Origin of the sequence: Pantoea sp. SM3, from assembly GCF_000963995.1 — a bacterium.
Taxonomy (GTDB): Bacteria; Pseudomonadota; Gammaproteobacteria; order Enterobacterales; family Enterobacteriaceae; genus Pantoea; species Pantoea rwandensis_B.
This window is the reverse complement of record NZ_JZRD01000013.1, coordinates 252,703-279,618: the sequence shown is the minus strand read 5'-3', so window position 1 is coordinate 279,618 and position 26,916 is coordinate 252,703. Positions and strand designations below refer to the sequence as shown.

The 26,916-nt window shown below is 52.4% G+C and carries 23 protein-coding genes, 1 tRNA gene, 1 pseudogene and 1 riboswitch; of the genes and pseudogenes, 13 read left to right on the top strand and 12 right to left on the bottom strand.

Translation table 11 applies throughout. The features are described from left to right. Positions 1–165 precede the first annotated feature (165 nt). Positions 166–1,725, top strand: coding sequence for a hypothetical protein (locus VI01_RS08720; RefSeq protein WP_045814820.1), 1,560 nt, complete (start codon positions 166–168; stop codon positions 1,723–1,725). Between the two features lie 98 nt (positions 1,726–1,823). Here VI01_RS08720 and VI01_RS25720 read toward each other — a convergent pair. Next, positions 1,824–2,123, bottom strand: a pseudogene (locus VI01_RS25720) (capsid portal protein); the annotation flags it as partial. 144 nt (positions 2,124–2,267) lie between these two features. On the opposite strand from VI01_RS25720, the gene VI01_RS08710 reads away from it, so the two are divergent. After that, positions 2,268–2,486 (top strand): ogr/Delta-like zinc finger family protein, encoded by a 219-nt coding sequence (locus tag VI01_RS08710; protein ID WP_013510553.1) that lies wholly within the window; start codon positions 2,268–2,270, stop codon positions 2,484–2,486. Between the two features lie 189 nt (positions 2,487–2,675). Here VI01_RS08710 and VI01_RS08705 read toward each other — a convergent pair whose 3' ends face one another. The 3 genes from VI01_RS08705 to VI01_RS08695 form a co-directional block, all read right to left on the bottom strand. Beyond that, positions 2,676–3,707 carry an SIR2 family protein gene (locus VI01_RS08705; RefSeq protein WP_231638484.1) on the bottom strand — a complete coding sequence of 344 codons (1,032 nt, stop codon included), beginning with the start codon at positions 3,705–3,707 and terminating at the stop codon, positions 2,676–2,678. A 515-nt stretch (positions 3,708–4,222) separates the two neighbouring features. Beyond that, positions 4,223–4,298 (bottom strand) — tRNA-Ile (locus VI01_RS08700). Positions 4,299–4,501: 203 nt separating this feature from the next. Beyond that, positions 4,502–5,284 carry an SDR family oxidoreductase gene (locus VI01_RS08695; protein ID WP_045814817.1) on the bottom strand — a complete coding sequence of 261 codons (783 nt, stop codon included), beginning with the start codon at positions 5,282–5,284 and terminating at the stop codon, positions 4,502–4,504. A gap of 136 nt (positions 5,285–5,420) precedes the next feature. On the opposite strand from VI01_RS08695, the gene VI01_RS08690 reads away from it, so the two are divergent. The 3 genes from VI01_RS08690 to VI01_RS08680 all read left to right on the top strand — a co-directional run bounded on the left by VI01_RS08690 (position 5,421) and on the right by VI01_RS08680 (position 7,367). After that, on the top strand, positions 5,421–6,008 hold the full coding sequence (locus VI01_RS08690) for a TetR/AcrR family transcriptional regulator (protein ID WP_045814816.1): 588 nt from the start codon (positions 5,421–5,423) through the stop codon (positions 6,006–6,008). Next, entirely contained in the window at positions 6,005–6,520 is a 516-nt protein-coding gene (gene mug / locus VI01_RS08685; RefSeq protein ID WP_045814815.1) for a G/U mismatch-specific DNA glycosylase, read from the top strand. The genes VI01_RS08690 and mug overlap by 4 nt, the downstream gene beginning before the upstream one ends. Positions 6,521–6,608: 88 nt before the next feature. Continuing rightward, the gene (locus tag VI01_RS08680) at positions 6,609–7,367 is read left to right on the top strand and encodes a substrate-binding domain-containing protein (RefSeq protein WP_045814814.1); all 759 of its coding nucleotides are present in this window, start codon (positions 6,609–6,611) and stop codon (positions 7,365–7,367) included. A gap of 48 nt (positions 7,368–7,415) precedes the next feature. On the opposite strand, the gene rpoD is transcribed toward VI01_RS08680, so the two are convergent. The 3 genes from rpoD to rpsU form a co-directional block, all read right to left on the bottom strand. Next, a complete protein-coding gene (gene rpoD, locus VI01_RS08675; RefSeq protein ID WP_034828348.1) occupies positions 7,416–9,260 on the bottom strand; it encodes an RNA polymerase sigma factor RpoD in 1,845 nt (614 codons plus the stop codon). 360 nt (positions 9,261–9,620) lie between these two features. Further along, positions 9,621–11,366, bottom strand: a complete 1,746-nt coding sequence (dnaG, locus tag VI01_RS08670) for a DNA primase (protein ID WP_045814813.1) — start codon at positions 11,364–11,366, stop codon at positions 9,621–9,623. A gap of 118 nt (positions 11,367–11,484) precedes the next feature. Continuing rightward, positions 11,485–11,700, bottom strand: a complete 216-nt coding sequence (gene rpsU, locus VI01_RS08665) for a 30S ribosomal protein S21 (protein WP_001144069.1) — start codon at positions 11,698–11,700, stop codon at positions 11,485–11,487. 278 nt (positions 11,701–11,978) lie between these two features. Between rpsU and tsaD the strand changes: the two genes are divergently transcribed. Then, on the top strand, positions 11,979–12,992 hold the full coding sequence (gene tsaD, locus VI01_RS08660) for a tRNA (adenosine(37)-N6)-threonylcarbamoyltransferase complex transferase subunit TsaD (RefSeq protein WP_045814812.1): 1,014 nt from the start codon (positions 11,979–11,981) through the stop codon (positions 12,990–12,992). A 30-nt stretch (positions 12,993–13,022) separates the two neighbouring features. Here the strand turns inward: tsaD and plsY are convergent, their stop codons facing one another. Beyond that, positions 13,023–13,619 carry a glycerol-3-phosphate 1-O-acyltransferase PlsY gene (plsY, locus tag VI01_RS08655; protein ID WP_045814811.1) on the bottom strand — a complete coding sequence of 199 codons (597 nt, stop codon included), beginning with the start codon at positions 13,617–13,619 and terminating at the stop codon, positions 13,023–13,025. Positions 13,620–13,726: 107 nt separating this feature from the next. Here plsY and folB point away from each other — a divergent pair, with 107 nt between their 5' ends. Continuing rightward, the gene (gene folB / locus VI01_RS08650) at positions 13,727–14,086 is read left to right on the top strand and encodes a bifunctional dihydroneopterin aldolase/7,8-dihydroneopterin epimerase (RefSeq protein ID WP_045814810.1); all 360 of its coding nucleotides are present in this window, start codon (positions 13,727–13,729) and stop codon (positions 14,084–14,086) included. A 191-nt stretch (positions 14,087–14,277) separates the two neighbouring features. Beyond that, the gene (gene bacA / locus VI01_RS08645; protein WP_038644661.1) at positions 14,278–15,096 is read left to right on the top strand and encodes an undecaprenyl-diphosphate phosphatase; all 819 of its coding nucleotides are present in this window, start codon (positions 14,278–14,280) and stop codon (positions 15,094–15,096) included. A 17-nt stretch (positions 15,097–15,113) separates the two neighbouring features. Here the strand turns inward: bacA and VI01_RS08640 are convergent, their stop codons facing one another. Both VI01_RS08640 and VI01_RS08635 read right to left on the bottom strand, forming a co-directional pair. Next, on the bottom strand, positions 15,114–16,346 hold the full coding sequence (locus VI01_RS08640; RefSeq protein ID WP_045814809.1) for a multifunctional CCA addition/repair protein: 1,233 nt from the start codon (positions 16,344–16,346) through the stop codon (positions 15,114–15,116). A 140-nt stretch (positions 16,347–16,486) separates the two neighbouring features. Then, complete coding sequence (locus VI01_RS08635; RefSeq protein WP_034828360.1) at positions 16,487–17,110, bottom strand: TIGR04211 family SH3 domain-containing protein; 624 nt, start codon at positions 17,108–17,110, stop codon at positions 16,487–16,489. 204 nt (positions 17,111–17,314) lie between these two features. Between VI01_RS08635 and VI01_RS08630 the strand changes: the two genes are divergently transcribed. The 3 genes from VI01_RS08630 (at position 17,315) to hldE (ending at position 23,069) form a co-directional block, all read left to right on the top strand. Beyond that, positions 17,315–18,625 (top strand): inorganic triphosphatase, encoded by a 1,311-nt coding sequence (locus VI01_RS08630; RefSeq protein ID WP_045814808.1) that lies wholly within the window; start codon positions 17,315–17,317, stop codon positions 18,623–18,625. 31 nt (positions 18,626–18,656) lie between these two features. Continuing rightward, positions 18,657–21,515, top strand: coding sequence for a bifunctional [glutamate--ammonia ligase]-adenylyl-L-tyrosine phosphorylase/[glutamate--ammonia-ligase] adenylyltransferase (gene glnE / locus VI01_RS08625; protein WP_045814807.1), 2,859 nt, complete (start codon positions 18,657–18,659; stop codon positions 21,513–21,515). Positions 21,516–21,644: 129 nt separating this feature from the next. Further along, complete coding sequence (gene hldE / locus VI01_RS08620) at positions 21,645–23,069, top strand: bifunctional D-glycero-beta-D-manno-heptose-7-phosphate kinase/D-glycero-beta-D-manno-heptose 1-phosphate adenylyltransferase HldE (RefSeq protein WP_045814806.1); 1,425 nt, start codon at positions 21,645–21,647, stop codon at positions 23,067–23,069. Positions 23,070–23,309: 240 nt separating this feature from the next. On the opposite strand, the gene VI01_RS08615 is transcribed toward hldE, so the two are convergent. Then, positions 23,310–23,615 (bottom strand): accessory factor UbiK family protein, encoded by a 306-nt coding sequence (locus VI01_RS08615; RefSeq protein ID WP_034828368.1) that lies wholly within the window; start codon positions 23,613–23,615, stop codon positions 23,310–23,312. Between the two features lie 171 nt (positions 23,616–23,786). Continuing rightward, positions 23,787–23,936: riboswitch (FMN riboswitch) on the top strand. A 111-nt stretch (positions 23,937–24,047) separates the two neighbouring features. On the opposite strand from VI01_RS08615, the gene ribB reads away from it, so the two are divergent. Beyond that, positions 24,048–24,704, top strand: coding sequence for a 3,4-dihydroxy-2-butanone-4-phosphate synthase (gene ribB / locus VI01_RS08610; RefSeq protein ID WP_034828370.1), 657 nt, complete (start codon positions 24,048–24,050; stop codon positions 24,702–24,704). Between the two features lie 220 nt (positions 24,705–24,924). Continuing rightward, positions 24,925–25,710 carry a 4,5-DOPA dioxygenase extradiol gene (ygiD, locus tag VI01_RS08605; RefSeq protein WP_045814805.1) on the top strand — a complete coding sequence of 262 codons (786 nt, stop codon included), beginning with the start codon at positions 24,925–24,927 and terminating at the stop codon, positions 25,708–25,710. Between the two features lie 37 nt (positions 25,711–25,747). Here ygiD and VI01_RS08600 read toward each other — a convergent pair whose 3' ends face one another. Then, complete coding sequence (locus VI01_RS08600; protein WP_045814804.1) at positions 25,748–26,911, bottom strand: glutathionylspermidine synthase family protein; 1,164 nt, start codon at positions 26,909–26,911, stop codon at positions 25,748–25,750. Positions 26,912–26,916: the final 5 nt, after the last annotated feature.

Genomic DNA, 26,916 nt, shown 5'->3' with positions numbered 1-26,916 from the left:
CCTGTTCTGGCGGGCTTTTACTTATGTCATGCAGTGCATGAAAACCACTACGCAAAGCGGGCAGGCGTGGCGGAGGTACGAGCGCGCGCTGGGAGCTTAGATCAAAAATGTTGATGAAAATTTGAATGATTGGTAGGTTGGGATTTTTCCTAAAGGGATGTTGATATGTCTAAAAATGATCTTTCTCAGCTGAGGCTTGAGCAGGTGGATAACCTCATAATACTTTGTGATGAGGCGATGAGAGCTACGCCAGAAAATGTTAAGCGATTTATAGAGCCAGCTCCGGGTGTTTTAGCTCAATCAAAGGCCAAGCAACACAGCTTGATTTTTGGACGACGAGGCTCAGGAAAATCTTCACTCTTAAGAAAAGTTGTTGCTGACCTTACTATTGATAGGCGGCCCATATCTTTCGTTGATATGGAAACTTTTAAAGGTCATTCTTACCCTGATGTTCTTATCAGTGTATTGATTAAAAGTTTGCAAGAATTTCATACTTGGTTAGAAACAGCTGCCCTAACTCCTGCAACCAAAACTACTTTTTGGAACCGTTTTTTTGGGCGAGCTCCCGAAAGAAAACCATTTAAAAAACAGGGCACACAAGAAGTTATTAAAGAATTAGAGCAAATAATTTCCGATTTAGAGAATAAACTTTTACAACCTGAAGAAGTCGACATTCAGAGTAAAAAGATTTCAACAGGGAGCTATGAAGTTTCTGGCTCTGCTGGAATTAAAAACAGCCCTATTGAATTAGGTGGGGCGTTTAAAAAGGGTGGCGGTGCAACACTTGAGAAAAGTGAAGGTTACAAATCTATTAAAACTGAGTACTTGCATCAAAACATTTTAAAATTCCAACGTTTCTTTAATAAGCTTTCAATTTTGTCAGAAGGGCCAGCCTACCTTATACTTGATGACTTATACCATATAAGAAGAAGTGATCAAGCTAAAGTTATCGATTATTTCCATCGTATAGCTAAAGGGAATGGGCTTTGGCTTAAGATTGGCACAATTAAACATAGAAGTGAATGGTACGTCCACACTGATCCGCCAACGGGTGTAAAATTAGGAGATGATGCCAAAGAAATCAATATTGATATTTCTTTAGAGAAATTTTCAACATTGAAAACTTTCATGCAAAAGATTCTCGCAAACTTAATGAATGAGACCCCCCCTATTACTGTTAATGGTCTGTTGAATACAACTGCAATTGATAGGCTGATCATTGCCTCTGGTGGGGTAACTCGTGATTTTATTGGGATTTTTACTAAAGCTATAAATCATGCTCGTGAAAGAGGTCCTGAGCATCACAGAGGACCGCGCATAGGTGCCGAGGATGTTAACCTTGCAACCGGTGAATATGGCGACATTAAACGTGAAGAGTTCAAATTAGATGCTGACGATGATCGTATAGCTTTAGAAGATGCTTTCACCAAATTAGTTTCATTCTGCATTAATGATGCAAAATGCAATATATTCTTGGTCGATATAAAAATGACAGGCCCGGAAAGAGAAGCCATCAACCAATTAATAGACCTAAGATTGGTGCATTTAGTTCAGTCAAGGGTAACTCTTAAGAAAGGCGCCGATGGACTTGTATTTGAAGCATACATGTTAGATACGAGTCAATATACTGCTTCTAGGAAGGTTAGAGATTTAGACTTAATAGACTTGAACTCGAAAACTTTTAGTGAAGATATTAGAAAGAAAAGACTTTTATATGCTGGCTAATTTTAGAGGCGCCTAAAAGGTGCCTCTAAATTTCCGTTTCAATACTTAGTCGAACTTATACGTATTAAAATTTATTACATTGTCTTTGAACTAACTATTTAGTTCTTCGATTTTTTTTGCAGGGGTATTAATTCATTTCTTACAAATGCTTTACTCGCTTTTTCCACGTAGCCAAATCCACCGGTATTGTTGGGTATAATCCCCATCATCTGCGGCGGTACACGGTGTGCGGCCATCATGTCGTCACGACTCACGTTCTTGATATTTAGAAACTCATCCTTAGCCGCCACTTCTGACAGTGGGATTATCTGAATCCCGTCTTTCTTTCCGTTCGACGATTACATAAACAAATTGCGGAAGTTGTCCGGCCCCTTGGCGCTTTTCATTGCCTGGCGGATAACGTATGGACTGACCGCGGAGAACGGCTACACGACCAGCATTGAACTTGAAGTGAAAATATATTCACTTGAAATGGAATAGTGCTATCTCAAAATGGTTAAATTGAGTAATATTTATCTCAATTGGGTTCTGGAGAAAACATTATGATGAATTGCCCTTTGTGCGGGAACGCCGCACATACCCGCAGCAGCTTTCAGGTATCAGCAACAACTAAAGAACGTTATAACCAGTGCCAGAACATTAATTGCAGCTGTACGTTTAAATCGCATGAGACAGTGTCTGAGATCATTATGAAACCGGGTAGCGTTAAACCGGTGCCGCCGCATCCGGGAAGAAATCAGCAGCAACCGCTGTGGTTATAATTCATGTGATGTTTTGAATAGCCCGTAGAGTGCGGGCTATATAATGGTTGTCTAATCTCATTTTCAAATGAGCATAAAGTTTGGTGATTGTTTTATTTTTGGACAGCGCAGGGAAATTATTTTCATAAAATATTTATTCAATATTCATGATATTTGGTCGTCTACGCTCAATTTTTATTTGTCATCATACTACCAATCTATAAACTCAGTGATATTGTCTAGTCTTGTGACAGTAACTCTAGACCCTAACAAATTCTGCCAGTATGTCTCACGTGCATTTTGCTCGCCTGCACCGCTCCACTCAATCACTCTTAAAGGCTTAGAATCCAGGTAAGGCCGAATAAGCATATTTAGATGATCATCCAAACCAGAGTATCCGAATAATATGATTTCTTGCGACTCATGCAATGTAAATTGCAAATATTTCCAGTAAGTAGAAAGAACACTAGATGCTGCAATTACTGAAGGTTTTCTTCTAATGTGAGTCAAAACTATATGTTCACTGGCCTCATCTTCATTAAGTGTTAGTTCAGCACGTGAACATTTATATACATTATCATTCCAGTTGTAGAAAAGAGGTGAGCCGTGCAAATGTAAATAATAGCCAAATCTATTGCCAAATCTACGTTCTAAGGCATCTGAAGAAAATCCACTTCTTAACATACCATCAACTAGATATCCACTGTATCCATCAAAAATACCGTTATCAATAAATGAGTTGTACAATAATTTATCGTAATTTAATGTCGCAATATGACTGCGTGTATTTTTTACAAATTGGACGAGTGAATCTTCAAATTGATGAGGTAAAAAATTTTCGTAATTATGTAATTCGGTTGCAACTTTATGGATATACTTAGCGGTAATATCAGGGAAATTTATTCCATCTTCAGTAAGCCAGTGAACATCCCCCTCTCCAATATGAGTTAGAGCTTTGCAATACGTAACAACTTGATGAAGCGTATCCATTTCATGTTCTCCTTCTGGAGGCCCCTGTCTCTGGAGACAACGCTCAATAAGTTGCTTTTGGGCATCAGTCAAAAAATCAGGCCGATTCCAAATTTCTGTCAATGCTCTATTTAATGAGAAGTGAGCAGGATCTAATGCCATACCAAGACCATTTCCAAATATTATTAATTTCCTTGCCATTATTAGTGCCTCTTGTGGGAATAATGCTGGGTAGCGCAATTCAAGACGATGCAATGCAGAGTTAATAATCATGCTTTATTTAAAATGTGATGTTTCTGGTAAAGATATTCACTCTAGGTGGCTAGGTTGAAATAAATTCAAGTCAATATTTTTTTGTTTTACGTAGGAATAGGCATGGTAAATTTTCTAATGATTTTCTATCAACCAAACTAACGTTTATCAAGCAATAATTCAATATGCTGTATATAAATTTTCATTAAAAATCTACATAGGTGTGGTCATATACGGACTTATAAACTAATAGTGTGATTGTAAGCAACCGTATCTGTAAATGCACGATTGAACATCTTTAAGTGTTATAGGTTCTACCCGTCCGGTAGAGTAGATGTAAGAAATGCATGTGATTCATCATGTGTTCACCGCACTTGGGCTTTATCAAACTTACGATTGCTGCTTTTTTACTCTCAGTAGTAGAGAAAAAATGGCAGTTAAAAAAAGTGCTGCCATTTTGCTGCCAATGGTGAATGCGAGAAACAAAAAAGCCACCTCAAAAGGTGGCTTAACTGCATGATTTACATCACTAAATTTGGTGGCCCCTGCTGGGTTTGAACCAGCGACCAAGCGATTATGAGTCGCCTGCTCTAACCACTGAGCTAAGGGGCCAGCGGAGCGGGGATTATAAAGTATCTCGGAGGGGTGATCCAGCGTTCGTCAATCGGTTGGTGAAAATTAGAACAATATCTGAGTCATTGATCTCCAAGCAAAAATCCTTTTTCACAGCATATCAACGCTCAGCCCACACCCAGCCATTGCTGTTTTTATGAGGCAAGGCACACCACGCACCTTGCCTCAGCAACGCCCAAAGCTTACAGATAACGTGATGCGGGCTTATTCAATGAGATGTACGGGATCATCGCGCCACGCGCTTCATCAAGCTTCTGCCACAGGCTCATCTCTTCCACGGAAGGGATAGTAATTAGTTCGCCCGCATCCAGACCGCTCAAGGCTGCCGCGACCAGATCCTCGACTTCCATCATCTTCTCAGCCGGGATGTCATTAATCGATTTCCCGGCACGATCAAAGATCTCCGTCCGCGTGAAGCCGGGCAGCACGGCTTGCAGCACCACGCCGCTGCCTGCTAACTCGCGGTCCATATTGCGCGTCAGTGACAGCACATAGGCTTTGCTGGCGTTGTAGGCGCCATTCATCACCTCATGCACCAGTGCAACCACTGAAGCGATGTTTACGATGGTGCCTTGCCCACGTGCACGGAAGGCTTGTGCAGCGCTGTGGGCCAGTTCGGTCAGCGCGATGATATTGAGTGACAGCATAGTTTGAATCGGCTGAATATCGGCGTCGGTAAATTCACCTTCCACCACCATTCCCGCATTGTTAACCAGCATCGTGATGTCGTGGTTGTCACGCAGTTCACGTGCCACTTTAGCCAGATCATCCGTTTGCGTGAGGTCCGCTGCCAGCACGCGGACGTCAATGCCGTGTGCCTCTTGCAGCGATTGCGCCAGCTGGTTAAGCCGTGAGGCATCACGCGCCACCAGAATCAAATTGCTGCCGCGTGCGGCCAGCTGTTTCGCGTAAGTTGCACCAATGCCGCTGGATGCGCCGGTAATCAAAGCCAGTTGTTGTGTCATGGTCGGTTCCTGTAAATGATGGTTGTCATATCTGATGGAACTTAATATGACGATCATCATATTTTTCGTCAAGCTGGAATATGATGATCGTAATAATTACACTGATTGCCATTAACGATGAGCAGGATGGTGAGAGATGGAAAAGCTAAGCCACAAGGCGCGCACGCGGCAGCGCATACTGGATGAGGCAGCGGTGGTGATGCGCGAATGCGGTACCGAAGGCATTGGCGTGGCGTCGCTGATGAAGCGCGCGGGCTTAACTCACGGCGGCTTCTACGCCCACTTTGATTCGCGAGAAGCGCTGGTTGAGGCGGTGATTGCCGAGATGTTTGCTGATTCGGCGCAGCGCTTTGCGGCCATCACCAGCCTGGTCGATCCCGCCGAGCGACTGACACAACTGATCGATAACTATCTCTCTGAGCATCATCGCAATACGCCGGGAGAAGGCTGTCCAATGCCTGCGCTGGTGAGTGAGATTGCCCATCTGCCGATTGAAACACGCACGCTGTTCTCGCAACGTCGCGATGCAGTGCGGCAACGGCTGGCGCAGGCCCTCAACGAAATGCATCATCCTCAGGCTGATGACGTCGCCGTCAGCATGCTGGCCGAAATGGTCGGTGCGGTGGCGCTGGCGCGTGCCTGTCCGGATGATGAGGAAGCGCGCAATATGCTGGCGGTGAGTCGTCGCTCAGTGAAGCAAAGGGCAGGGCTGGAGAGCGCATGAGCGAGCACGATATTCAGGACATTATTGCGCCGGATTTGCAGGTGCTGTTTTGTGGTATCAATCCGGGCAAATCATCGGCGCACACCGGCTTCCACTTTGCTCATCCGGCTAATCGCTTCTGGAGGGTGATCCATCAGGCCGGTTTTACCCGCGAATTGCTGAAACCGGAACAGGAGCAGCGGCTGCTGGAAACCGGTTGTGGCATCACTATGCTGGTTGAGCGTCCCACCATTCAGGCCAATGAGTTGGCGGGTGATGAGCTGCGCGATGGCGGGGCGCGTTTGCAGGAGAAGATCTTACGCTATCAGCCGCGTGCGTTGGCGGTACTGGGCAAAGATGCGTTCCAAAAGGCGTTCCGACAGCGCAAAGTGGAGTGGGGCGAGCAGCTGCAAACCTTGGGTGAAACGCGCTTATGGGTGCTGCCCAATCCCAGCGGTTTGAACCGCGCGACGATAGAGGAGATGGCGGCAGCTTATCGCCAACTTCATGATTGGTTACAGAATAACGCGTGAGCGTGCTCCGCTTAACGCGGACCTGAAGTTGTTCAATCTGTGGTTTCTGACTAAACCCAAATCTTTATGGCAAATAAAGAGAGGGAAGATGAAACGCACAATCGCGTTAGCGGCGCTGCTGGTGATGGCGCAACAGACGGCACAAGCGGAAACGCTGAAAGTATTTAGCTCCGGTGGCATGTATCCGGTAATAGAGAGCCTGAAGCAGGATTATCAGCAGCAAACCGGCAATACCCTACAGCTGGAAGCGGCACCCTCGATGGGCGATACGCCACGGGCTATCCCTAATCGTCTGAAGCGTCAGGATAATGCCGATGTGCTGGTGATGGTCGATTACGCCATCAAGCCGCTGGAGCAGGCCAAATTTGTGGATAGCAACAGCCATCAGGTGCTGGCGCACTCTTATATCGCTATGGCGGTGAAGCAGGGCATGTCGCCGCCGGATATCAGCACAGTGGCGAAATTCAAACAGGTCCTCACGGAAGCCTCCAGCATCGCGATATCAGACAGTGCCAGCGGCAAATATATTCAAGGCAAGATGCTGAGCAAGCTGGAGTTGGGGCCGAAGACCGCCAGCAAAGTGTCAGTGATCCCCGCCACGCCGGTGGGTGAAGCGGTGGCGCAGGGGAAAGCGGAGCTGGGCTTCCAGCAGAACAGTGAATTGCAGGCGGTGAAGGGGATTACCATTGTTGGGTTAATCCCGCCGGCGGTGCAGCAGGATACTTTGTACGGTGCGGTGATTACGCGTAGCACCCAGCAGAAGCAGGCGGCAGCGCAGTTTGTGAAGTATTTGCAGAGCGATAACGCGCGCAAAATGATGCAGGAAAAAGGGCTGACGCCGTTTTGAAGGCAATAAAAAACCCCGGCAAGCCGGGGTTTTTCGTCTTAACGAGGATTAATCGTCAAGGAAGCTACGCAGCACTTCAGAGCGGCTTGGGTGACGCAGCTTACGCAGCGCCTTGGCTTCGATCTGACGAATACGCTCACGGGTAACGTCAAACTGTTTGCCAACCTCTTCCAGCGTGTGGTCGGTGTTCATATCGATACCGAAACGCATACGCAGGACTTTCGCTTCACGCGCAGTCAGACCCGCCAGCACGTCGTGGGTGGCTGAACGCAGGCTTTCTGAGGTAGCAGAATCCAGCGGCAGCTCCAGCGTGGTGTCTTCGATAAAATCGCCCAGATGTGAATCTTCATCATCACCAATCGGCGTCTCCATTGAGATCGGCTCTTTAGCAATTTTCAGCACTTTGCGAATCTTATCTTCTGGCATCAGCATACGCTCAGCCAGCTCTTCCGGCGTTGGCTCACGGCCCATCTCTTGCAGCATCTGGCGCGAAATACGGTTGAGCTTGTTGATGGTCTCAATCATATGCACCGGAATACGGATGGTACGTGCCTGGTCGGCGATAGAACGGGTGATAGCCTGACGAATCCACCAGGTCGCATAAGTTGAGAACTTATAACCACGACGGTATTCAAACTTATCAACCGCTTTCATCAGGCCGATGTTACCTTCCTGAATCAGATCGAGGAACTGCAGACCACGGTTGGTGTATTTCTTGGCGATAGAAATAACCAGACGCAAGTTTGCTTCAACCATCTCTTTCTTCGCACGACGCGCTTTGGCTTCGCCGATCGACATGCGACGGTTGATGTCTTTAACCTGCTCGATGGTCAGGCCGGTCTCTTCTTCAATCTGCTGCAATTTCTGCAGTGAACGCGTCACATCATCTTCAACTTCAAGCAGTTTCTCTGACCAGGGTTTATTCATGGCCAGCGCCGCTTTGAACCAGCTTGGGCTGGTTTCGTTGCCGGTGAACAGCGTGATGAAGTTCTTCTTCGGCATTTTGCAGATTTCAATACACAGCTTCATGATCAGGCGCTCTTGCGTACGCACGCGCTCCATCATGACGCGCATACTGTTCACCAGGTAGTCGAATTGCTTCGGCACCAGGCGGAACTGTTTGAACACTTCAGACAGGTTATTGATTTCTGCAACGGCATCAGCGTGGCTGCGGCCTTTGGCTTTGATCACGGTACGGGTGGTTTCGTACTGGGTGCGCAGATCGTTGAACTTCTCGCGCGCCAGTTCTGGATCGATGGAGTTATCATCGTCAGAGCTGTCGTCGTCGCCATCTTCGTCTTCTTCATCGTCGTCGTTACGGTCTTCTTCAGACAGTTCAGAACCCACGTGAGTGGCGGTTGGCGCGATATCTTCTTCCGCGTTCGGGTCAACAAAGCCGGTGATCAGGTCAGACAGGCGAGATTCGCCCGCTTCCACACGATCGTACTGATCGAGCAGATAGGTGATGGCTTCCGGATATTCGGCAACCGAGCACTGAACCTGGTTGATACCGTCTTCGATACGCTTAGCGATGTCGATTTCGCCTTCGCGCGTCAGCAGCTCAACGGTACCCATTTCGCGCATATACATACGCACAGGGTCAGTAGTACGGCCAATTTCAGATTCAACGCTAGAGAGTACCTGCGCGGCAGCTTCTGCGGCATCTTCGTCAGTATCAGTACTGTTCTCATTCAGCATCAGATCATCGGCATCAGGTGCTTCTTCAACAACCTGAATACCCATGTCGTTAATCATCTGGATGATGTCTTCGATCTGATCGGAGTCGACGATATCTTCCGGCAGATGGTCATTGACCTCAGCATAGGTCAGATAGCCCTGCTCCTTACCACGGGTGACAAGCAGCTTAAGCTGTGACTGCGGGTTTTGCTCCATAAGACGGTATCCACACTTCTGTTAATTAGATTGGTGTCGGTCGGCAGCGAGCCAACTATAACAGTGAAGGCGTTGTTCTTTTGCCGCTGCCTTCAACGCGGCCAGGGTATCGACCCTTCATATATCGGCACTTAAGCCGCTGAATTCTTTCTTTCGAGGCTAACTTACTTGCCATTTTTAACTCTGGCAGTGCTCGCAATCCTCACGTACTTCAGTACGCTCCGGTTGCTGTGCGCTGGCAGCGTTAAAACTGGCTGCGACGTTAACGCCTCTCGCTCCGGTGCGCTAACTGCGTAGACCGAACGATCAAACCAAAACGGCGGCTTTAACAGCCTTCAACGTTCTGGTCTGGTAAAAATCTTATTTTTTCGCTAATGCCTGGCTTAAGGCCCAGAACTCGCGGCGTTCGGCAGCGCTCAGGCCTTCAGTACGATCGCGTGCGATAAGCGCTTCAAGGCGCTGTTCAAGGGCTGAGTCGTAAAGACTCGCCAGTGAATCCTGGAACACGGCTTCTGCTTCTTCATCCACTATCATGTGGTTCCAGGTGGCCAGCGTTTCAAGGGGCTGGCTAAATTCTGTCCCGCGATATAACTCTAGTAGCTGTCCGGTCGTCAGGCCAGGATTCTCAGTACAACGACTGACTAACTCCACAAACAGCGGTAAACCCGCCATTTTTGACTGCTCAAGCCCATCCAGCGTAGGAACGATGGCGGCAAATTGCGGATTCTGCACCAGTAGCGCAATCAACACGCGCATGGTGGTGCGCTTCAACGGGGGAGCCGTTGGCGCAGTGCCGCTTTCTGCCTGCTTTGGCATCAGCTTGTCTAACTGGTTATCGTCCAGAATGCCGAGTTTATTACCCAGATTCTGACGCATATAAATGCGTAAAGTTTCACCGGGGATCTGGCTAATCAACGGCAGCGCCAGCGTTGCCAGCTTGGTTTTACCGTCACGCGTGCTCAGATCGACCTGTGGCATCAGGCTGTCGAATAAAAACGTGGAGAGCGGTAAAGCCTGCTCCATCCGCGCTTCAAACGCCTCTTTGCCTTCTTTACGCACCAGCGTGTCCGGATCCTCGCCATCAGGCAAAAACATAAAGCGTAGCTGACGACCGTCATTCATGTAAGGCAATGCGGTTTCCAGTGCACGCCATGCGGCTTCGCGCCCCGCGCGGTCGCCGTCGTAACAGCAAATCACCGTGTCGGTAGAGCGGAACAGCAGCTGAATGTGCTCAGCGGTGGTCGAGGTGCCCAGCGAGGCAACGGCATAATCGATGCCAAATTGCGCCAGCGCCACCACGTCCATATAGCCTTCTACAACCAGCAAACGCGCGGGCTGCGGATGATTCTTTTGCGCTTCATACAGGCCATATAACTGACGGCCTTTATGGAAAATCGGTGTTTCCGGCGAGTTCAGGTACTTCGGCGTATCGTTGCCCAGTACACGTCCACCAAAACCAATGACGCGCCCACGCTTATCGCGAATCGGGAACATCACGCGATCACGGAAACGATCATAAGTGCGGCCGGAATCGTTACTGACCAGCATGCCCGCTTCCATTAAGGATTCGCGGTCTTCTTTCTGCTGACCAAAACGTTTCAGCACGTTATCCCAGCCTGCTGGCGCATAACCAATCGCGAAGTGATCGATCACTTGCTGGCTGAGACCGCGTGTGGCGAGATAATTTTGTGCAGATGTCGCTTGCGGGTTACGCAGGCTTTGCTGATAGAAACCGTCGAGGCCTTCCAGCAGCTGATACAGACTTTGACGCTGATGACGTTCCATCGGGCTGGGGCCGTTGCCCGCTTCATACGGCACTTCTAAGCCGTGTTGCGTGGCCAGCTCCTCAACGCTTTCGACGAAATCCAGACGATCGTGATTCATCAGGAAATCGATGGCGTTACCTTTGGCGCCACAGCCGAAGCAGTAATAGAACTGCTTCTCACCGCTTACGGTGAAAGAGGGGGTTTTCTCGTTATGAAAAGGACAGCACGCGTGATAGTTCTTACCCTGCTTTTTCAGCTTAACGCGGGCATCGATAAGATCCACGATATCCGTGCGGGCAAGTAAGTCATTGATAAATACGCGTGGAATTCGTCCAGCCATAAGCCCCGGTTTTTCAGCTCATAAACGGCAACAAGCCGCGCTTCCTTTCGGAAAGCACGGCCTCTTACTTGACTCTGTCTGCGTTTAACACGCGGCGGAAGCGAACTTCCGAAAGAAATTAGTACAGACGAGTGCGGCGTGCGTTTTCGCGAGCCAGTTTCTTGGCGTGACGCTTAACAGCAGACGCTTTAGCGCGCTTACGCTCAGTCGTTGGTTTTTCATAAAACTCACGACGACGAACTTCCGCCAGAACACCTGCTTTCTCGCAAGAACGCTTGAAGCGACGCAGTGCTACGTCGAAAGGCTCGTTTTCACGTACTTTAATTACCGGCATGTAACTCTTACCTCGATAAATTCGGTTTTGCTGCTGACTGCGGCGCCAGCACTTTTAAAATGGTGCAGCATTTTACTCCAGCCGTAGCCGAGTTGTAAAGCACCATGAACAATTTAGAACCAACAGAGACATATGCCATCGCGGCTGCCGGTTTTTTCAGGCCGTGGAGTATAGCGCACTCTTTGTGCGACAGAAAAACACTTTTTCCTGGCAAAGTCGTCCAGCGTGTGATTCGCCTGTGCTACACTGCGTGCCGCAAGAAGAGGGTGATAAAAGCTATGCGAGTTCTGGGTATTGAAACGTCCTGCGATGAAACCGGCATCGCGATTTATGACGATGCGTCCGGTCTGTTGGCGAATCAATTATATAGCCAGGTCAAACTGCACGCCGATTACGGTGGCGTAGTGCCCGAACTGGCCTCACGTGACCACGTGCGCAAAACCGTTCCGCTGATTCAGGCTGCGCTGAAAGAAGCCGGATTAGCCGCAAAAGACATTGATGCCGTGGCCTATACCGCCGGTCCAGGTTTGGTCGGTGCGCTATTGGTCGGGGCGACTGTCGGCCGTGCACTGGCGTTCGCGTGGAATGTGCCTGCCGTGCCAGTCCATCATATGGAAGGCCATCTGCTGGCACCGATGCTGGAAGAGAATCCACCGGAGTTTCCGTTTGTGGCACTGCTGGTCTCCGGCGGTCACACGCAGTTAATCAGCGTCACTGGCATTGGTGAATACACTTTGCTGGGCGAATCGATTGACGATGCGGCGGGTGAAGCTTTCGATAAAACCGCCAAACTGCTCGGTCTGGATTATCCAGGCGGGCCGATGCTGTCACGCATGGCGCAGCAGGGCACGCCGGGTCGCTTCAAATTCCCGCGCCCGATGACCGATCGCCCAGGGCTGGATTTCAGCTTCTCGGGTTTGAAAACCTTCGCCGCTAACACCATTCGTGAACATAACGGCGATGAGCAGGCGCGTGCCGATATCGCTCGTGCGTTTGAGGATGCAGTGGTGGATACGCTGATGATCAAGTGCAAACGCGCGCTGGATCAGACCGGCTTTAAACGCCTGGTGATTGCCGGTGGTGTCAGCGCCAACCGCACGCTGCGTGAGCGCATGGCCGAGATGATGCAAAAACGCGGTGGTGAGGTGTTTTACGCGCGTCCGGAGTTCTGCACCGATAACGGCGCAATGATTGCCTATGCGGGCATGGTGCGGCTGAAAGGCGGTACGCGTGGTGGATTGGGCGTCAGCGTCCGGCCACGTTGGCCACTGGCAGAATTGCCCGCCATCTAAAACGAAAAAACCGGCATCGCGCCGGTTTTTTTATTTCTTCTTCCGCTTCCAGATCTTATTTTCCTGGCCGCGCCACAAGCGCTGGATGTTGTCGTGATGGCGCAACAGAATCAAACAGGAGAGCATCGAAACCGGGAAGGTGAACTGGGGTTTGAACCACCACACGTAAAACGGCGCGATCAGCGCACTGACTATCGCACCCAGCGAGGAGTAGCCGCTCAGCAGTACCGTCAGCAGCCAGGTGCCGGTCATCAATCCCGTCAAATCCCAGCCAATCGGCGCAATCGCACCAAACGCCGTCGCCACGCCTTTACCGCCACGAAAACGGAAGAACACCGGATAGATATGGCCGAGGCAGGCAGCAATCGCGGTCAAGCCGAGATACATCGGCGTGACGTGCAGCAGATAGGCGATCCATACCGGAATCATCCCTTTTGCCACGTCGAAAATCAGTACCGCAGCCGCAGCGGCTTTGCCACCAATGCGCAACACGTTGGTCGCGCCTGGGTTGCCGGAGCCAGCGGTACGCGGATCGGGTAAGCGCGCGAGTTTACAAACCAGGATCGCACTGGAAATCGAGCCGCAAAGATACGCGAAAATAATCATACCAAGCGCGATAGCACTCATAGCGTCGTACCGTTCCTTTTGGGTCGTTTTGTTCTCGATAAGCGTGGATAATACGCATAATCCGCCGGAAGTGGTATCCGGCTTAGCCAAAAACAGAGACTGACATCATGGATATCGTATTTATAGAACAACTCACCGTGTTCACCACCATTGGCGTTTACGACTGGGAACAGGGCATGCAGCAGAAGCTGGTGCTCGATGTCGAAATGGCGTGGGACAACCGTCGTGCCGCGGTGAGTGACGATGTGAACGACTGTCTGAGCTATGCCGATGTCACCGAGGTTATCCTCAATCATCTGCAGGGCCAGCGCTTTGCCTTAGTCGAACGCGTGGCGGAGGAAATTGCCGATCTGTTGATGAATCGTTTCAAAACTCCCGGTGTACGTATCAAGGTCGGGAAACCTGGCGCGGTGGCCCAGGCAGTGACCGTTGGCGTGCGTATTGAGCGCGGGACTATTCCTAAATAAATCATCCGTGATTGCCATCACAATGAAACCAAACCAAATTATGTTGTGTCTCACTTGAGGCCGTTGCGCTAACGGACGCGAAGTTGCCGATTTTCTTAAGGTTTCCTTCAGCGTGGCGCAGGCATAATTTTAGGCGGTAGCACCTTGCGACCGCCTTTTTACTGTTTAAAACGGATAGAGGAAAAATTTTGATGGCAGATATTCACCAGCTTTGGGTTGCTGCAATCCTGGGGGTTGTGGAAGGCCTCACGGAATTCCTGCCGGTCTCTTCTACGGGCCATATGATCATTGTTGGCCATCTGTTGGGTTTTGAGGGTGATAAAGCTGAAACCTTTGAAGTTGTCATTCAGCTGGGTTCAATTTTAGCGGTAGTGGTGATGTTCTGGCGCCGCCTGTTCGGACTGATTGGTATTCACTTCGGTAAGGAGCCGCATGAAGGCACCGGAACCGGGAAACTGACGCTGATTCACATCCTGTTAGGTATGGTTCCCGCGGTGGTGATTGGTCTGGTGCTCCACGATCAAATCAAAAGCCTGTTTAATCCGATTAACGTGATGTACGCGCTGGTCGTTGGTGGTGTGTTGCTGTTGGTCGCTGAGTACTTCAAGCCGAAACAGCCTAAAGCGGTAGGTATCGATGATATCACTTACCGCCAGGCATTTATGATTGGCTGCTTCCAGTGTCTGGCGCTGTGGCCGGGCTTCTCGCGTTCGGGTGCCACCATTTCTGGCGGTATGCTGATGGGCGTGAGTCGTTATGCCGCATCGGAGTTCTCGTTCATCCTTGCGGTGCCGATGATGATTGGTGCGACCGGCTTGGATCTCTACAAGAGCATGGGCTTCCTGACGATGCAGGATTTCCCGATGTTCGCCGTCGGCTTCGTGACCGCCTTTATCGTAGCGCTGCTGGCCATCAAAGTGTTCCTGGAACTGATTAAGCGTATTTCGTTTGTCTCGTTCGCTATCTATCGCTTTATCGTGGCGGCGGCGGTTTACGCCATCTTCATGTAAGCGCGGCGTGCGGCCAGTTATGCTGGCCGCACGTTGATCAACCCTTCCTGTACCGCCATCACCCGACGACGCGTCAACTCTTCCCGCACGGCTGGACCTTTAAAACCTGCTGCAACCACATCCTTCGTCGGCACCGCCTGAGACAGTGCAAACGCCTGACGCAAATAATCGCCTTGTGGATAGGCCAGGCTTTCCATTCCGGTGCGGCCACGCGCGTCGGCTTCGCTGGTTAGCGCCATCTTCTCTACGCGATCGGGCTTGCGCCACGCATCAATGCGATCAAACAGAGCCACCAATGACTCCGCTGACTGACGCTCAATGGTGTGGACGATATCGTGGAATTCGGTGACGATTAACGCCAGGTCGCGCACCTGATTGGGTACGCGCAGCCGCTGGCACAGTGCTTCGACAATCGGGACGCCAGCTAAACCGTGACCATGATGGCTCGGCCATTTTTCCTGCGGCGTCAGCGCCTTACCGACATCGTGGAACAGCGTGGCAAAGCGCACGTCCAACTCATCTGAAAGGGCGGCAGATATCGTCAGCGTCATTAACGCGTGCACGCCGGTATCAATTTCGGGATGCCATTTGATCGGCGCCGGAATGCCGTACAGGTTATCCAGCTCCGGGAACAGCACCTGCAACGCACCGCAGTCACGCAATACCTGAAAATAGACCTGCGGATTGCGGGTCAGCAGGGCTTTTTCGGTCTCTTTCCACACGCGTTCGGCCGTGAGGTCAGCTAACTCGCCGCTCTCCGCCATCTCACGCATTAAGGCCTGAGTTTCATCCGCGACACGGAAATTGAGGTGGGCAAAACGGGCAGCGAAACGCGCCACGCGCAGGACGCGCAGTGGATCTTCGTTAAAGGCGGCGGAGACATGGCGCAGGGTGCGATTCGCCAAATCCTGCTGCCCGCGATAAGGGTCGATTAAGCTGCCGTCGTCGGCCTGCGCAATGGCATTGATGGTGAGATCGCGGCGCTGCAAATCCTGCTCCAGCGTCACGTCCGGGGCAAATTGTGTGACAAAACCGGTGTAGCCTTTGCCATTTTTGCGCTCGGTACGCGCCAGTGCATACTCTTCACGACTGCGTGGGTGCAAAAAAACCGGAAAATCCCGGCCCACCTGCTGATAACCTTGTGCCAGCATCGCTTCAGGTGTGGCACCGACCACCACCCAATCTCTATCTTTTACCGGCAAACGCAGTAAGGCATCACGCACCGCGCCACCGACCAGAAACGTCTTCACTCAACCACTCCAGAGGCAATGTATTCTGCGCGCCGTGCACGCATGTTGCGTTATTGTTGCATACTTTGGCTAAATATCGGGCACGCCAAAAGGGGCATCTTACGATCCCCTTGAAGAAAAGAACAAATCGGCGTGGTGGTTTAGTTCATCCAGCGATCGTTTTTCTTACGGCGTGGCACCATGTGCGGCAATACCAAACCAAGCAGCAAGCCGACACCCAACACGCCGCCACCATACATAAACCACTGCATGATGATGGTGCGCTGTTTGTCATCCAGCTGGACGTTCGCGGCGCTGACTTTCTTCTGCGCGACAATCAGCTCATTTTTCAGCTTCTGATTTTCCGCTTTCAGGCCGTCAATGGTGCCGTCGCTGTTCGCCACTTTGCTCTGCATTTCAGAGGTGCGCTGATTCCAGCTGTTGTCGATATTCGCCAGCTTAGCGGTGAGATCTTTGACCTGTTGCTCCAGCTGCGGCACGCGGGTGCGCAGGCTAGGTTCGGCACTCAACTGGGACAGTGGGATCCAGTTGGTTTTCCCTTCGGCATCACGAATCTGACCATATTGGGAATCGTTGTTGACCTGCAAAAGGGTGACTTCCTCTCCGGCATTCAGCTTGCCAATCAAGCGATATTGATCGCCCGGACCGCTGCGTACCCAAGTGGATAATTCATCGGAGATATAACGCTTTTCGTCAGCAGCATGAACGGGGGCGATGGCGCTAAATGCCAGCAAAGAAAGGGCAGCAAGTGTGATTTTTTTCATTCGATGTCGTTTTTTCTTAATGGCGTAAAATTACCGGCACAGTCTGGAGACGCTTCTCAAAAATCTGAATGAGAACTATCCTGGTCTCAATCTGGTGCGAAAAGGGTCGTAAAAGCACAAGAAAGCGGAGACAGCGGGCTTCCGGTGCATTACTCTTCGCCAGATTAAACTCGTAAGTGCCAGCAGCGTATTGAATAAAAAATTATGACCATCGAAATCGAATTAAAGTTCATTGCCACACCACAAGCCGCCGAAAAACTCGGTGAAACCCTTGCCGCGTGGCCACATCAGCACTTCGCCGCACGCGAGCTGACTAACATCTATTTTGAGACCGATGACAATCAGCTACGTCGTTGGGATATGGGCCTGCGCATCCGCGGTGTCGATCAGCGTTATGAGATGACGCTGAAGGCCGCCGGAAAAACCGTCGGCGGTCTGCATCAGCGCCCGGAATATAACGTCGACCTCACTGAGCCTACGCTGGATATCGCCCAGCTGCCGGCCGAAATCTGGCCAGAAGGCACCGATGTCGCGGCATTACAGCAGCGCCTGCAACCGCTGTTCAGCACCCATTTCCAGCGTGAAGCCTGGCTGGTGCAGTTTGGTGAGAGCGAAATTGAAGTGGCGTTTGATCGCGGAGACGTCGCCGCAGGCGAATTGAGCGAGCCTTTGTATGAAGTTGAGCTGGAGCTGAAAAGCGGCCAGCGTGCCGACATGCTGCAGTTCGCAGAAGCCTTGATCACCGCTGGCGGCCTGCGCCTGGGCAGTTTGAGCAAAGCGGCGCGCGGTTATCAGCTGGCTCAGGGCAATCCTGCCCGTCCACTGCGTGCGTTAGCGCTGCAAAAAATCGGCGCCAAAGCCACCGTAGAGCAGGGCATGGTCAATGCGATGACCGCTGGTCTTAATCAGTGGCAGTACCACGAAGAAGTCTGGCTGCGCGGAAATGCCGATGCCAAAGAAGCGGTGATGGATGCGCTGGAAACCCTGCGTCAGGCGTTTTCGCTGTTTGGTGCGCTGGTACCGCGCAAAGCGAGCAGCGATCTGCGTCAGAAACTGACGCGTCTGGATGAGCTGTTAGCGGATGCGGAAATTGATGCGGAAACCGCCTGTTTCTCGCCTGTCTCTGTTGGTGCTCAGTTAGCACTTACTCACTGGCTAGTGGAGTCACAATGGCAGAACTGGCTGGATGATAAGAGCAAAAGCAAGCTGCAGGGTTCGTTCAAACGCTTCAGCGACATCATGCTCAGCCGTATTGCTGCCGATCTGCGTGAGACCTTCGTCGATGTGCAGCTGTTTAACGAATTCCAGGACAAATCCACGCGCCTGAATCGCCAGCTGCTAGCGGTGCATCTGCTGGCAGGGGCTTACCCAGCGGAAGAGGTGAATGTCTGGCTGGCAGGCTGGCAGGAACTGCAGCATGCGATCCGCATCCAGCAGGATCGCGGGTTGATTCAACTGGTTAATCTGGCCATTCGGCCATCGCCGTTCTGGCTGAATAGCGGAGTGAAACGCTAAGCCGGACGCACAATCGAATCAGGGAGGGAAGATGTTGTTACCGTTACCGGCGCTGATGCAGGCGCAGTTAGCTAACGTGGCCGAGCGCCTGAATATGCCGCCTTCCGCCTTTACGGCAGAGCAGGCGGGCGCGCTAACCTTTAGTGACTTTATCGTTGATAACCTGCAGCAGCATCCGGAGTGGTGGCAACAACTCCAGCAGCAACCGCCTGCACCAGATGAGTGGCAGCACTACAGCACCTGGCTGAAACAGGCGCTGGCGGGCGTGGAAAATGAAACTTCCCTGATGCGCGAACTGCGTCTGTTCCGCCGCCATATGCTGGTGCGTATGGCGTGGATGCAGGCGCTACAACACGCCAGCACCGAACAGAGCCTGACGCAACTCAGCACGCTGGCGGAGATTCTCATCGCTGCCGCTCGTGATTGGGTGTGGCAGGATTGCAGCCGCGATTTCGGCACGCCGTGCAATGAAGCCGGTGAAGCGCAGCCCATGCTTATCCTCGGCATGGGCAAGCTGGGCGGCGGCGAACTCAACTTCTCTTCCGATATCGACCTGATCTTTGCCTGGCCGGAAAACGGCGTGACGCAAGGTGGCCGTCGTGAACTCGATAACGCCCAATTCTTTACCCGCATGGGCCAGCGCCTGATCAAAGTGCTGGATCAGCCGACCGTGGATGGTTTCGTCTATCGCGTGGACATGCGCCTGCGCCCGTTTGGTGACAGTGGCCCGCTGGTGCTGAGTTTTGCTGCGCTGGAAGATTACTACCAGGAGCAGGGGCGTGACTGGGAGCGCTATGCGATGGTTAAGGCGCGCCTGATGGGCGACGATCAGGGCCACTGGAGCCAGGAGTTGCAGCAGATGCTGCGGCCGTTCGTCTATCGCCGCTACATCGATTTCAGTGTGATTCAGTCGCTGCGCAACATGAAAGGCATGATTGCCCGTGAAGTGCGGCGCCGTGGCCTGAAAGACAACATCAAACTCGGCGCAGGCGGCATTCGCGAAACCGAATTTATCGTACAGGTGTTCCAGCTCATTCGTGGTGGACGTGAGCGCTCACTTCAGCTCCGTTCCCTGCTGCCAACGCTACAGGCGATTGGTGAACTGGCTTTGCTGAGTCCGGCGCAGGTGGAACATTTGCGTGCGGCCTATCTGTTCCTGCGTCGTCTGGAAAATCTGCTGCAAAGCATCAATGATGAGCAGACGCAAACCCTGCCGGAAAACCCGCTTGATCGTCAGCGTTTAGCCTGGGCGATGGGCGCGGCGGATTGGGATGCGCTGATGGTGCAACTTGAACAGCAGATGGCGGGGGTGCGCAGCATCTTTGATGAACTCATTGGTGATGATGCGCCAGACGTGGACGATCAACCGCAGCTGGCAGAATTTGCTGGTCTGTGGCAGGACACGCTGGAGGAGAGCGATCTCATTCCTGTTGTGCCACAGCTGAACGAAGCGCAACGTCATGCGCTCTTCGAATCGCTGAACAGTTTCCGCCAGGATGTCAGCCGCCGTACCATCGGCCCGCGTGGGCGTCTGGCGCTTGATCAACTGATGCCGCGCCTGCTGAGCGAAGTCTGTCCACGTGAAGATGCTGATGTGGTGTTGGGCCGTTTGACACCGCTGCTGCTCGGTGTATTGACGCGTAGCACCTATCTGGAGCTGCTGACGGAATATCACGGGGCACTTCGCCATCTGATCCGCCTGTGTGCCGCCTCGCCGATGGTCGCCAGCCAGCTGGCACGTTATCCGCTGTTGCTGGACGAACTGCTCGATCCCGCCACGCTGTATCAACCCACGGCTACCGATGCCTATCGTGATGAACTGCGCCAGTATCTGCTGCGCATTCCCACCGATGATGAGGAACAGCAACTGGAAGCGCTGCGCCAGTTCAAGCAGGCGCAGCATCTGCGCATTGCCGCGGCCGATATCGCTGAAACGCTGCCGGTGATGAAAGTGAGCGATCACTTAACCTGGCTGGCAGAAGCCATTATCGAATCGGTGGTGCAGCAAGCGTGGCAAATGATGGTGCAGCGCTATGGACGTCCTTCGCACCTCACCAGCGACAGCGAGCGCGGTTTTGCCGTGGTCGGCTATGGCAAACTGGGCGGCTGGGAGTTGGGGTACAGCTCGGATCTGGATTTGGTGTTCCTGCATGACTGCCCGGACGATGCGGAAACCGATGGCGAACGCGTGATTGATGGCCGCCAGTTCTACCTGCGGCTGGCGCAGCGTGTAATGCATCTGTTTAGCACGCGCACCTCCTCTGGCATCTTGTATGAAGTCGATGCGCGCCTGCGTCCTTCTGGCGCGGCGGGCATGCTGGTGAGTACCTTTGCCGCCTTCGATGATTATCAGCGTAATGAAGCCTGGACCTGGGAACATCAGGCGCTGGTGCGCGCGCGTATTGTGTTTGGTGAGACGGCGCTCTGCGATCGTTTCAATGACATCCGTCGCGGCATTCTTTGCCTGCCGCGTGAGCGTCCTGCACTGCAAAAAGAAGTGCGAGAGATGCGCGAGAAAATGCGTGCCCATCTTAGCAACAAACACAAAGGACGCTGGGAGATCAAAACCGATGAAGGCGGCATCACCGATATTGAATTCATCGCGCAATATCTTGTCTTAGGCTACGCGGCAGAGCAGCCTGCGTTGACGCGTTGGTCGGACAATGTGCGAATTTTTGAATTGATGGCGCGTCAGGAGATCATGGATGCAGAGGAAGCGCAGGCGCTGACTCACGCATATGTCACGCTGCGTGATGCATTGCATCATCTCGCATTGCAGGAGCTGCCGGGGCACGTTGCGCCGGAATCTTTTGCTACTGAGCGGGCTGCCGTGCATCGCAGCTGGCAACGCTGGCTGGCTGCCACCGAATCTGATAGCGCGGAAGCGTAAAATAACGCTTCGCCCCCTTAGTGACCCGGCATACAGGAAGGCGCGCAGCCCACGCACCTGTGGCTCGAAGTATCATCGGGGTATGTTATTATCCGCGCATAATTTTGACCGTAGTCTGGAGTCTTTGGAATGAAAGTAACGCTGCCCGCTTTTGGCAAAGCCGCTGTGCTGGTTGTTGGCGATGTCATGTTAGATCGCTACTGGTATGGCCCAACCAGCCGTATCTCGCCTGAAGCCCCGGTACCGGTGGTGAAAGTCGATACCATCGAAGAGCGTCCTGGCGGCGCGGCCAACGTGGCGATGAACATTGCTGCACTGGGTGCGGGCTCGCGTTTGATTGGCCTGACGGGTGAAGACGATGCGGCACGTGTGCTGAGCGAGACGTTGGAAAAGGTCAAAGTCGACTGTGATTTTGTCGCGGTGAAAAGCCATCCCACCATCACCAAACTGCGTGTGCTTTCGCGCAACCAGCAGCTGATCCGCCTCGATTTCGAAGAGGGTTTCGAGCAGGTTGATCCACAGCCTATCCACGATCGTATGCGTCAATCGCTGGCGCAGGCCGGTGCACTGGTGCTGTCAGATTACGCCAAAGGCGCGTTAAGCAGCGTGCAAACCATGATTCAGCTGGCGCGTGAAGCCAACGTGCCGGTGTTGATCGACCCGAAAGGCACGGATTTTGAGCGCTATCGCGGTGCGACTTTGCTGACGCCTAACCTGTCTGAGTTCGAAGCCGTGGTCGGTAAATGCAAAACCGTGGAAGAGATTGTGAGCCGCGGCATGCAACTCATCGCCGATTATGAGCTCTCCGCGCTGCTGGTCACCCGCTCTGAAAACGGCATGACGTTACTGCAACCGGGCAAAGCGCCGCTGCATCTGCCGACGCAGGCGCAGGAAGTGTTTGACGTCACCGGTGCAGGTGACACCGTTATTGGCGTGCTGGCCGCCGTGCTGGCGGCCGGAGACAGCCTGGAAGAAGCCTGTTTCCTTGCCAATGCGGCAGCGGGCGTGGTCGTGGGCAAACTCGGGACTTCAACTGTGAGCACCGTTGAGCTGGAAAATGCCATTCATGCTCGTCCCGACAGCGGGTTTGGTGTGATGACCGAAGCCGAGCTTAAAGCAGCGGTGGCGCTGGCGCGTCAGCGCGGTGAGAAAGTGGTGATGACCAACGGCGTGTTCGACATCTTGCATGCGGGCCACGTTTCCTATCTTGCCAACGCACGTAAGCTGGGCGACCGTCTGATTGTTGCGGTAAACAGTGATGCTTCCACCAAACGTCTGAAAGGCGAAACCCGTCCGGTTAACCCGCAGGAAAACCGTATGATCGTGCTCGGTGCGCTGGAAGCAGTGGATTGGGTGGTGCTGTTTGAAGAAGACACGCCACAGCGTTTGATTGCGGGTGTGTTACCGGATCTGCTGGTGAAGGGCGGCGATTATAAGCCGGAAGATATTGCGGGCAGTAAAGAGGTTTGGGCCAACGGCGGTGACGTGCGGGTGCTGAACTTCGAAGACGGTATCTCCACCACTAACATCATCAAGACGATTCGCAGCCACTAACGGCGAGCACTGAGATCCCAGATGATTCGCCGTCACTACAAGCGAGCACTGGGATTTCCAATGATTCGCAGCCACTAACGGCAAACTCTGAGAGTTCAGACGATTCGCAGCCACTCACGGCGAGCGTAGGGCAAGTGGATACTAACTCAACAGGCGGCCAAAAGGCCGCCTGTTATTGTCTGCGAGCAATGTATGCTCAACGGGTGCTGGCAAGCGATATACGCCCGGCGAGTCAGTGGTTTACTGCGGAGTGTCGATTTTACCCGCCGGATCCGGTGTCACTACCGCGGGTGCCGGTGCGGCTGGGCTCTCACTTTCCAGTTTTGCCAGGCGCTGTTCCAGTGCGGCCAGCTTCTCACGCGTGCGCAGCAGTACCTGCGTCTGCACATCAAACTCTTCACGATTAACTAAATCCATGCGGGTTAACTGCGCCTGCAATACCTGACGAATTTTCTTTTCGACATCGTCGCCAAAGTCGCGAATCCCTTTTGGCATGGCTTCATGGACCTGGCGAGCCAGTTGTTCAATTTTTTTCGTGTCGATCATGATGATTTCCTGGTTGCGGTGGCTGATAACAGCACGTGTTCCGACTCAACAAAGGTTAAGTGTAATGCCTGAAACGAAAAGGTTAAACCTGAATTCCGCATCGCAGTAAATGCAAAAGCATTTGCGCTTTTGTCGATTGCCCGTCCAGATGATTGGCGTTATAGTGACCTCGCTTATTCTCAGGGCGGGGCGAAATTCCCCACCGGCGGTAAATCAGCTTCGGCTGAAAGCCCGCGAGCGCTTTCGCTGCAAAGTGAAAGGTCAGCAGATCCGGTGTAATTCCGGGGCCGACGGTTAGAGTCCGGATGGGAGAGGGTAACGACATCAGCCGGGCTTACGCCCGCGTCACGTTTTTGCCATGTGTATTATTTGCGCACTCCTAAGCACGCCCTGGTTCTGGTAACTCATATATTTTTTATAAGGTTTTTTACCATGAATCAGACGCTTCTTTCTGAATTTGGCACGCCGGAACAGCGTGTAGAACGCGCCATCGATGCGCTGCGTAACGGTCGCGGTGTGATGGTGCTCGACGATGAAAATCGTGAAAACGAAGGTGACATGATCTTTGCCGCCGAAACCATGACTGTAGAGCAAATGGCACTGACTATTCGCCACGGCAGCGGCATTGTCTGCCTGTGCATCACTGAAGAGCGCCGCCAGCAGTTGGATCTGCCGATGATGGTAGAAACCAACACCAGCTCTTATGGCACTGGCTTTACCGTCACCATTGAAGCCGCGGAAGGTGTCACCACCGGTGTTTCTGCCGCTGACCGCGTCACCACGATTCGTGCCGCTGTGGCAGATGGCGCGAAGCCGAGCGATCTCAACCGTCCAGGCCATGTCTTCCCGCTGCGCGCGCGCGAAGGTGGTGTGCTGACGCGTGGTGGTCACACTGAAGCCACCATCGATTTGGTGACGTTAGCAGGTTTCAAACCCGCCGGTGTGCTGTGTGAATTGACCAATGACGACGGCAGCATGGCGCATGCGCCAGAAGCGATTGTGTTTGCCAAACAACACGATATGCCGGTCGTGACGATTGAAGATCTGGTGGCTTATCGCCGCGAGCGTGAAACGCGCCAGGCAAGCTAAGCCTCAGTTATCGTCACCAAAAAATCCGCAGCTTCTCCAGGCTGCGGATTTTTTATAGCGCTTAAGTACGTTTTTAAACCCCATTTTCACCGCCTATCCACCGCACAAATTCTTATTCAAATTTCCTGATAGAGATCATCACAGTTATCAGCGTTAATCCCGGCACGAAAGCGCGTATCGTAGCGGCTAATAAAGCGACACTTTCGTCAGAGGAACCATCATGAGCCACAACCGTATGCCCGCCCTGTTTTTGGGTCACGGCAGTCCGATGAACGTACTGGAAGACAATACCTATACCCGCGCATGGCAGCATCTGGGTGCAACATTGCCACGTCCGCGCGCCATTCTCGCAGTGTCGGCACACTGGTACACACGCGGTACGGCGGTGACGGCCATGCATAATCCCCGCACCATCCATGATTTTGGTGGCTTCCCGCAGGCACTGTTTGATGTGCGTTATCCGGCTCCGGGCTCGCCAGAGCTGGCACAGCAAGTGATCGATCTGCTGGCACCGATTGACGTCCATGCCGACCAGGAGTGGGGATTTGATCACGGCTCATGGGGCGTGCTGGCAAAAATGTATCCGCAAGCCGATATCCCGGTGGTGCAGTTAAGTATCGATGGGACGCAATCGGCGCAATGGCACTTCGAATTAGGTCGCAAACTGGCGTCACTGCGTGACGAAGGCGTGATGATCGTCGCCAGCGGTAACGTGGTGCATAACTTGCGTATGCTGCGCTGGCAGGGTGCCGCCACAAGCTATCCATGGGCAGAAAGCTTCAATGAATTTGTGCGTGAGAATTTGAGCTTTGCCGGTGAAGCAGCAGATCATCCGTTGGTGAATTATCTGCAGCACGAAGGTGCAGAGATGTCCAACCCAACGCCAGAACACTATCTGCCGTTGCTGTATATTCTCGGTGCGCGTGCAGCTGAAGAGTCGATCAGCATTCCGGTGGAAGGGATGGAGATGGGCGCAATCAGTATGCTTTCGGTGCAGGTAAGTTAATCAACTGGCCGCCCGCGTCTGACGGGCGGCACAGCATTTATTCGATAAAGGTATGCGGGTAGAAGCGTGACAGATCCTGAGTGATCAGCGCGCGATCTTCACGAATGCCGATACCAGCGGGTTGATCGTCAATCAGCCAGCTACCGATCAAGGTGTAGCTGTCGCCGAACTTCGGCAACGGATGGAACTGCTGGATGATCATTCCCTCTTCGCCGTACGGACCTTCAGCACGGGCGATCTCCTGACCATTTTCGATGATGCGAATATTGGCACCTTCACGTGAAAACAGCGGTTTCACCACGTACTTGTCCATCTGCGGGGCATTTTTGTCGTCGGCAAAGTAGGCGGGCAGCAGATTGGGATGGTCAGGGAACATTTCCCACAGCAGCGGCAGCAGCGCTTTATTCGAGATAATGCTTTTCCACGCCGGTTCCAACCAACGCACACCGGCATCTGCCAGCTTGGTGGAGAACACTTCACGCAGCATAAATTCCCACGGATAAAGCTTAAACAGGTTGCTGATCACCTGGTCATGCTGATCGGTAAACTGGCCTCTTTCACCCAACCCAATATCATCGATATACAGGAATTCATTCGGCAGGCCGGCTTCGGTGGCGCAATCCTGCATGTACTGCACTGTGGCACGATCTTCTTCGGTATCACGGCAGCAGGCAAAGTGCAGCCAGTTAAAACCGTGCTCCTGATGCAACGCGGCAAAGCGCTCAATCAGCTTTTCCTGCAGGCTATTAAACTGGTCACTGCCTTGTGGCAGGTTGCCCGCATTGACTTGATCTTCCAGCCAGATCCACTGGAAAAAGGCCGCTTCATACAGAGAGGTCGGCGTGTCGGCGTTATTCTCCAGCAGCTTGGCATCGCCTTTACCGTCCCAGGCTAAATCCAGACGGGAATAGAGCGACGGCTGACGCAGCTTCCACGAGTCTCGTACGAAGTCCCAGGTGTGTTTGGGAATGCAGAAGCGGGTGAGCAGTTCATCACTGTTCACCACTTTTTCCACCGCCTGCAGACACATCTGATGCAGTTCAGCGGTGGTATCTTCTAATTGCTCAACCTGTGCGAGGGTGAACTGGTAATAAGCGTCTTCACACCAGTAAGGTTCACCGTACATGGTGTGAAACTGGAAGCCATATTCGTTGGCTTTTTCGCGCCAGTCCGGACGTTCGCTGATAGCAATACGTTGCATACTGC

What these genes read in the sequence shown, in the direction of transcription:
- VI01_RS08720 (WP_045814820.1), top strand. Translation starts at nt 166, where the DNA reads ATGTCTAAAAATGATCTTTCTCAGCTGAGGCTTGAGCAGGTGGATAAC.
- VI01_RS08710 (WP_013510553.1), top strand. Translation starts at nt 2,268, where the DNA reads ATGATGAATTGCCCTTTGTGCGGGAACGCCGCACATACCCGCAGCAGC.
- VI01_RS08705 (WP_231638484.1), bottom strand. Translation starts at nt 3,707, where the DNA reads ATGATTATTAACTCTGCATTGCATCGTCTTGAATTGCGCTACCCAGCA.
- VI01_RS08695 (WP_045814817.1), bottom strand. Translation starts at nt 5,284, where the DNA reads ATGACACAACAACTGGCTTTGATTACCGGCGCATCCAGCGGCATTGGT.
- VI01_RS08690 (WP_045814816.1), top strand. Translation starts at nt 5,421, where the DNA reads ATGGAAAAGCTAAGCCACAAGGCGCGCACGCGGCAGCGCATACTGGAT.
- mug (WP_045814815.1), top strand. Translation starts at nt 6,005, where the DNA reads ATGAGCGAGCACGATATTCAGGACATTATTGCGCCGGATTTGCAGGTG.
- VI01_RS08680 (WP_045814814.1), top strand. Translation starts at nt 6,609, where the DNA reads ATGAAACGCACAATCGCGTTAGCGGCGCTGCTGGTGATGGCGCAACAG.
- rpoD (WP_034828348.1), bottom strand. Translation starts at nt 9,260, where the DNA reads ATGGAGCAAAACCCGCAGTCACAGCTTAAGCTGCTTGTCACCCGTGGT.
- dnaG (WP_045814813.1), bottom strand. Translation starts at nt 11,366, where the DNA reads ATGGCTGGACGAATTCCACGCGTATTTATCAATGACTTACTTGCCCGC.
- rpsU (WP_001144069.1), bottom strand. Translation starts at nt 11,700, where the DNA reads ATGCCGGTAATTAAAGTACGTGAAAACGAGCCTTTCGACGTAGCACTG.
- tsaD (WP_045814812.1), top strand. Translation starts at nt 11,979, where the DNA reads ATGCGAGTTCTGGGTATTGAAACGTCCTGCGATGAAACCGGCATCGCG.
- plsY (WP_045814811.1), bottom strand. Translation starts at nt 13,619, where the DNA reads ATGAGTGCTATCGCGCTTGGTATGATTATTTTCGCGTATCTTTGCGGC.
- folB (WP_045814810.1), top strand. Translation starts at nt 13,727, where the DNA reads ATGGATATCGTATTTATAGAACAACTCACCGTGTTCACCACCATTGGC.
- bacA (WP_038644661.1), top strand. Translation starts at nt 14,278, where the DNA reads ATGGCAGATATTCACCAGCTTTGGGTTGCTGCAATCCTGGGGGTTGTG.
- VI01_RS08635 (WP_034828360.1), bottom strand. Translation starts at nt 17,110, where the DNA reads ATGAAAAAAATCACACTTGCTGCCCTTTCTTTGCTGGCATTTAGCGCC.
- VI01_RS08630 (WP_045814808.1), top strand. Translation starts at nt 17,315, where the DNA reads ATGACCATCGAAATCGAATTAAAGTTCATTGCCACACCACAAGCCGCC.
- glnE (WP_045814807.1), top strand. Translation starts at nt 18,657, where the DNA reads ATGTTGTTACCGTTACCGGCGCTGATGCAGGCGCAGTTAGCTAACGTG.
- hldE (WP_045814806.1), top strand. Translation starts at nt 21,645, where the DNA reads ATGAAAGTAACGCTGCCCGCTTTTGGCAAAGCCGCTGTGCTGGTTGTT.
- VI01_RS08615 (WP_034828368.1), bottom strand. Translation starts at nt 23,615, where the DNA reads ATGATCGACACGAAAAAAATTGAACAACTGGCTCGCCAGGTCCATGAA.
- ribB (WP_034828370.1), top strand. Translation starts at nt 24,048, where the DNA reads ATGAATCAGACGCTTCTTTCTGAATTTGGCACGCCGGAACAGCGTGTA.
- ygiD (WP_045814805.1), top strand. Translation starts at nt 24,925, where the DNA reads ATGAGCCACAACCGTATGCCCGCCCTGTTTTTGGGTCACGGCAGTCCG.
- VI01_RS08600 (WP_045814804.1), bottom strand. Translation starts at nt 26,911, where the DNA reads ATGCAACGTATTGCTATCAGCGAACGTCCGGACTGGCGCGAAAAAGCC.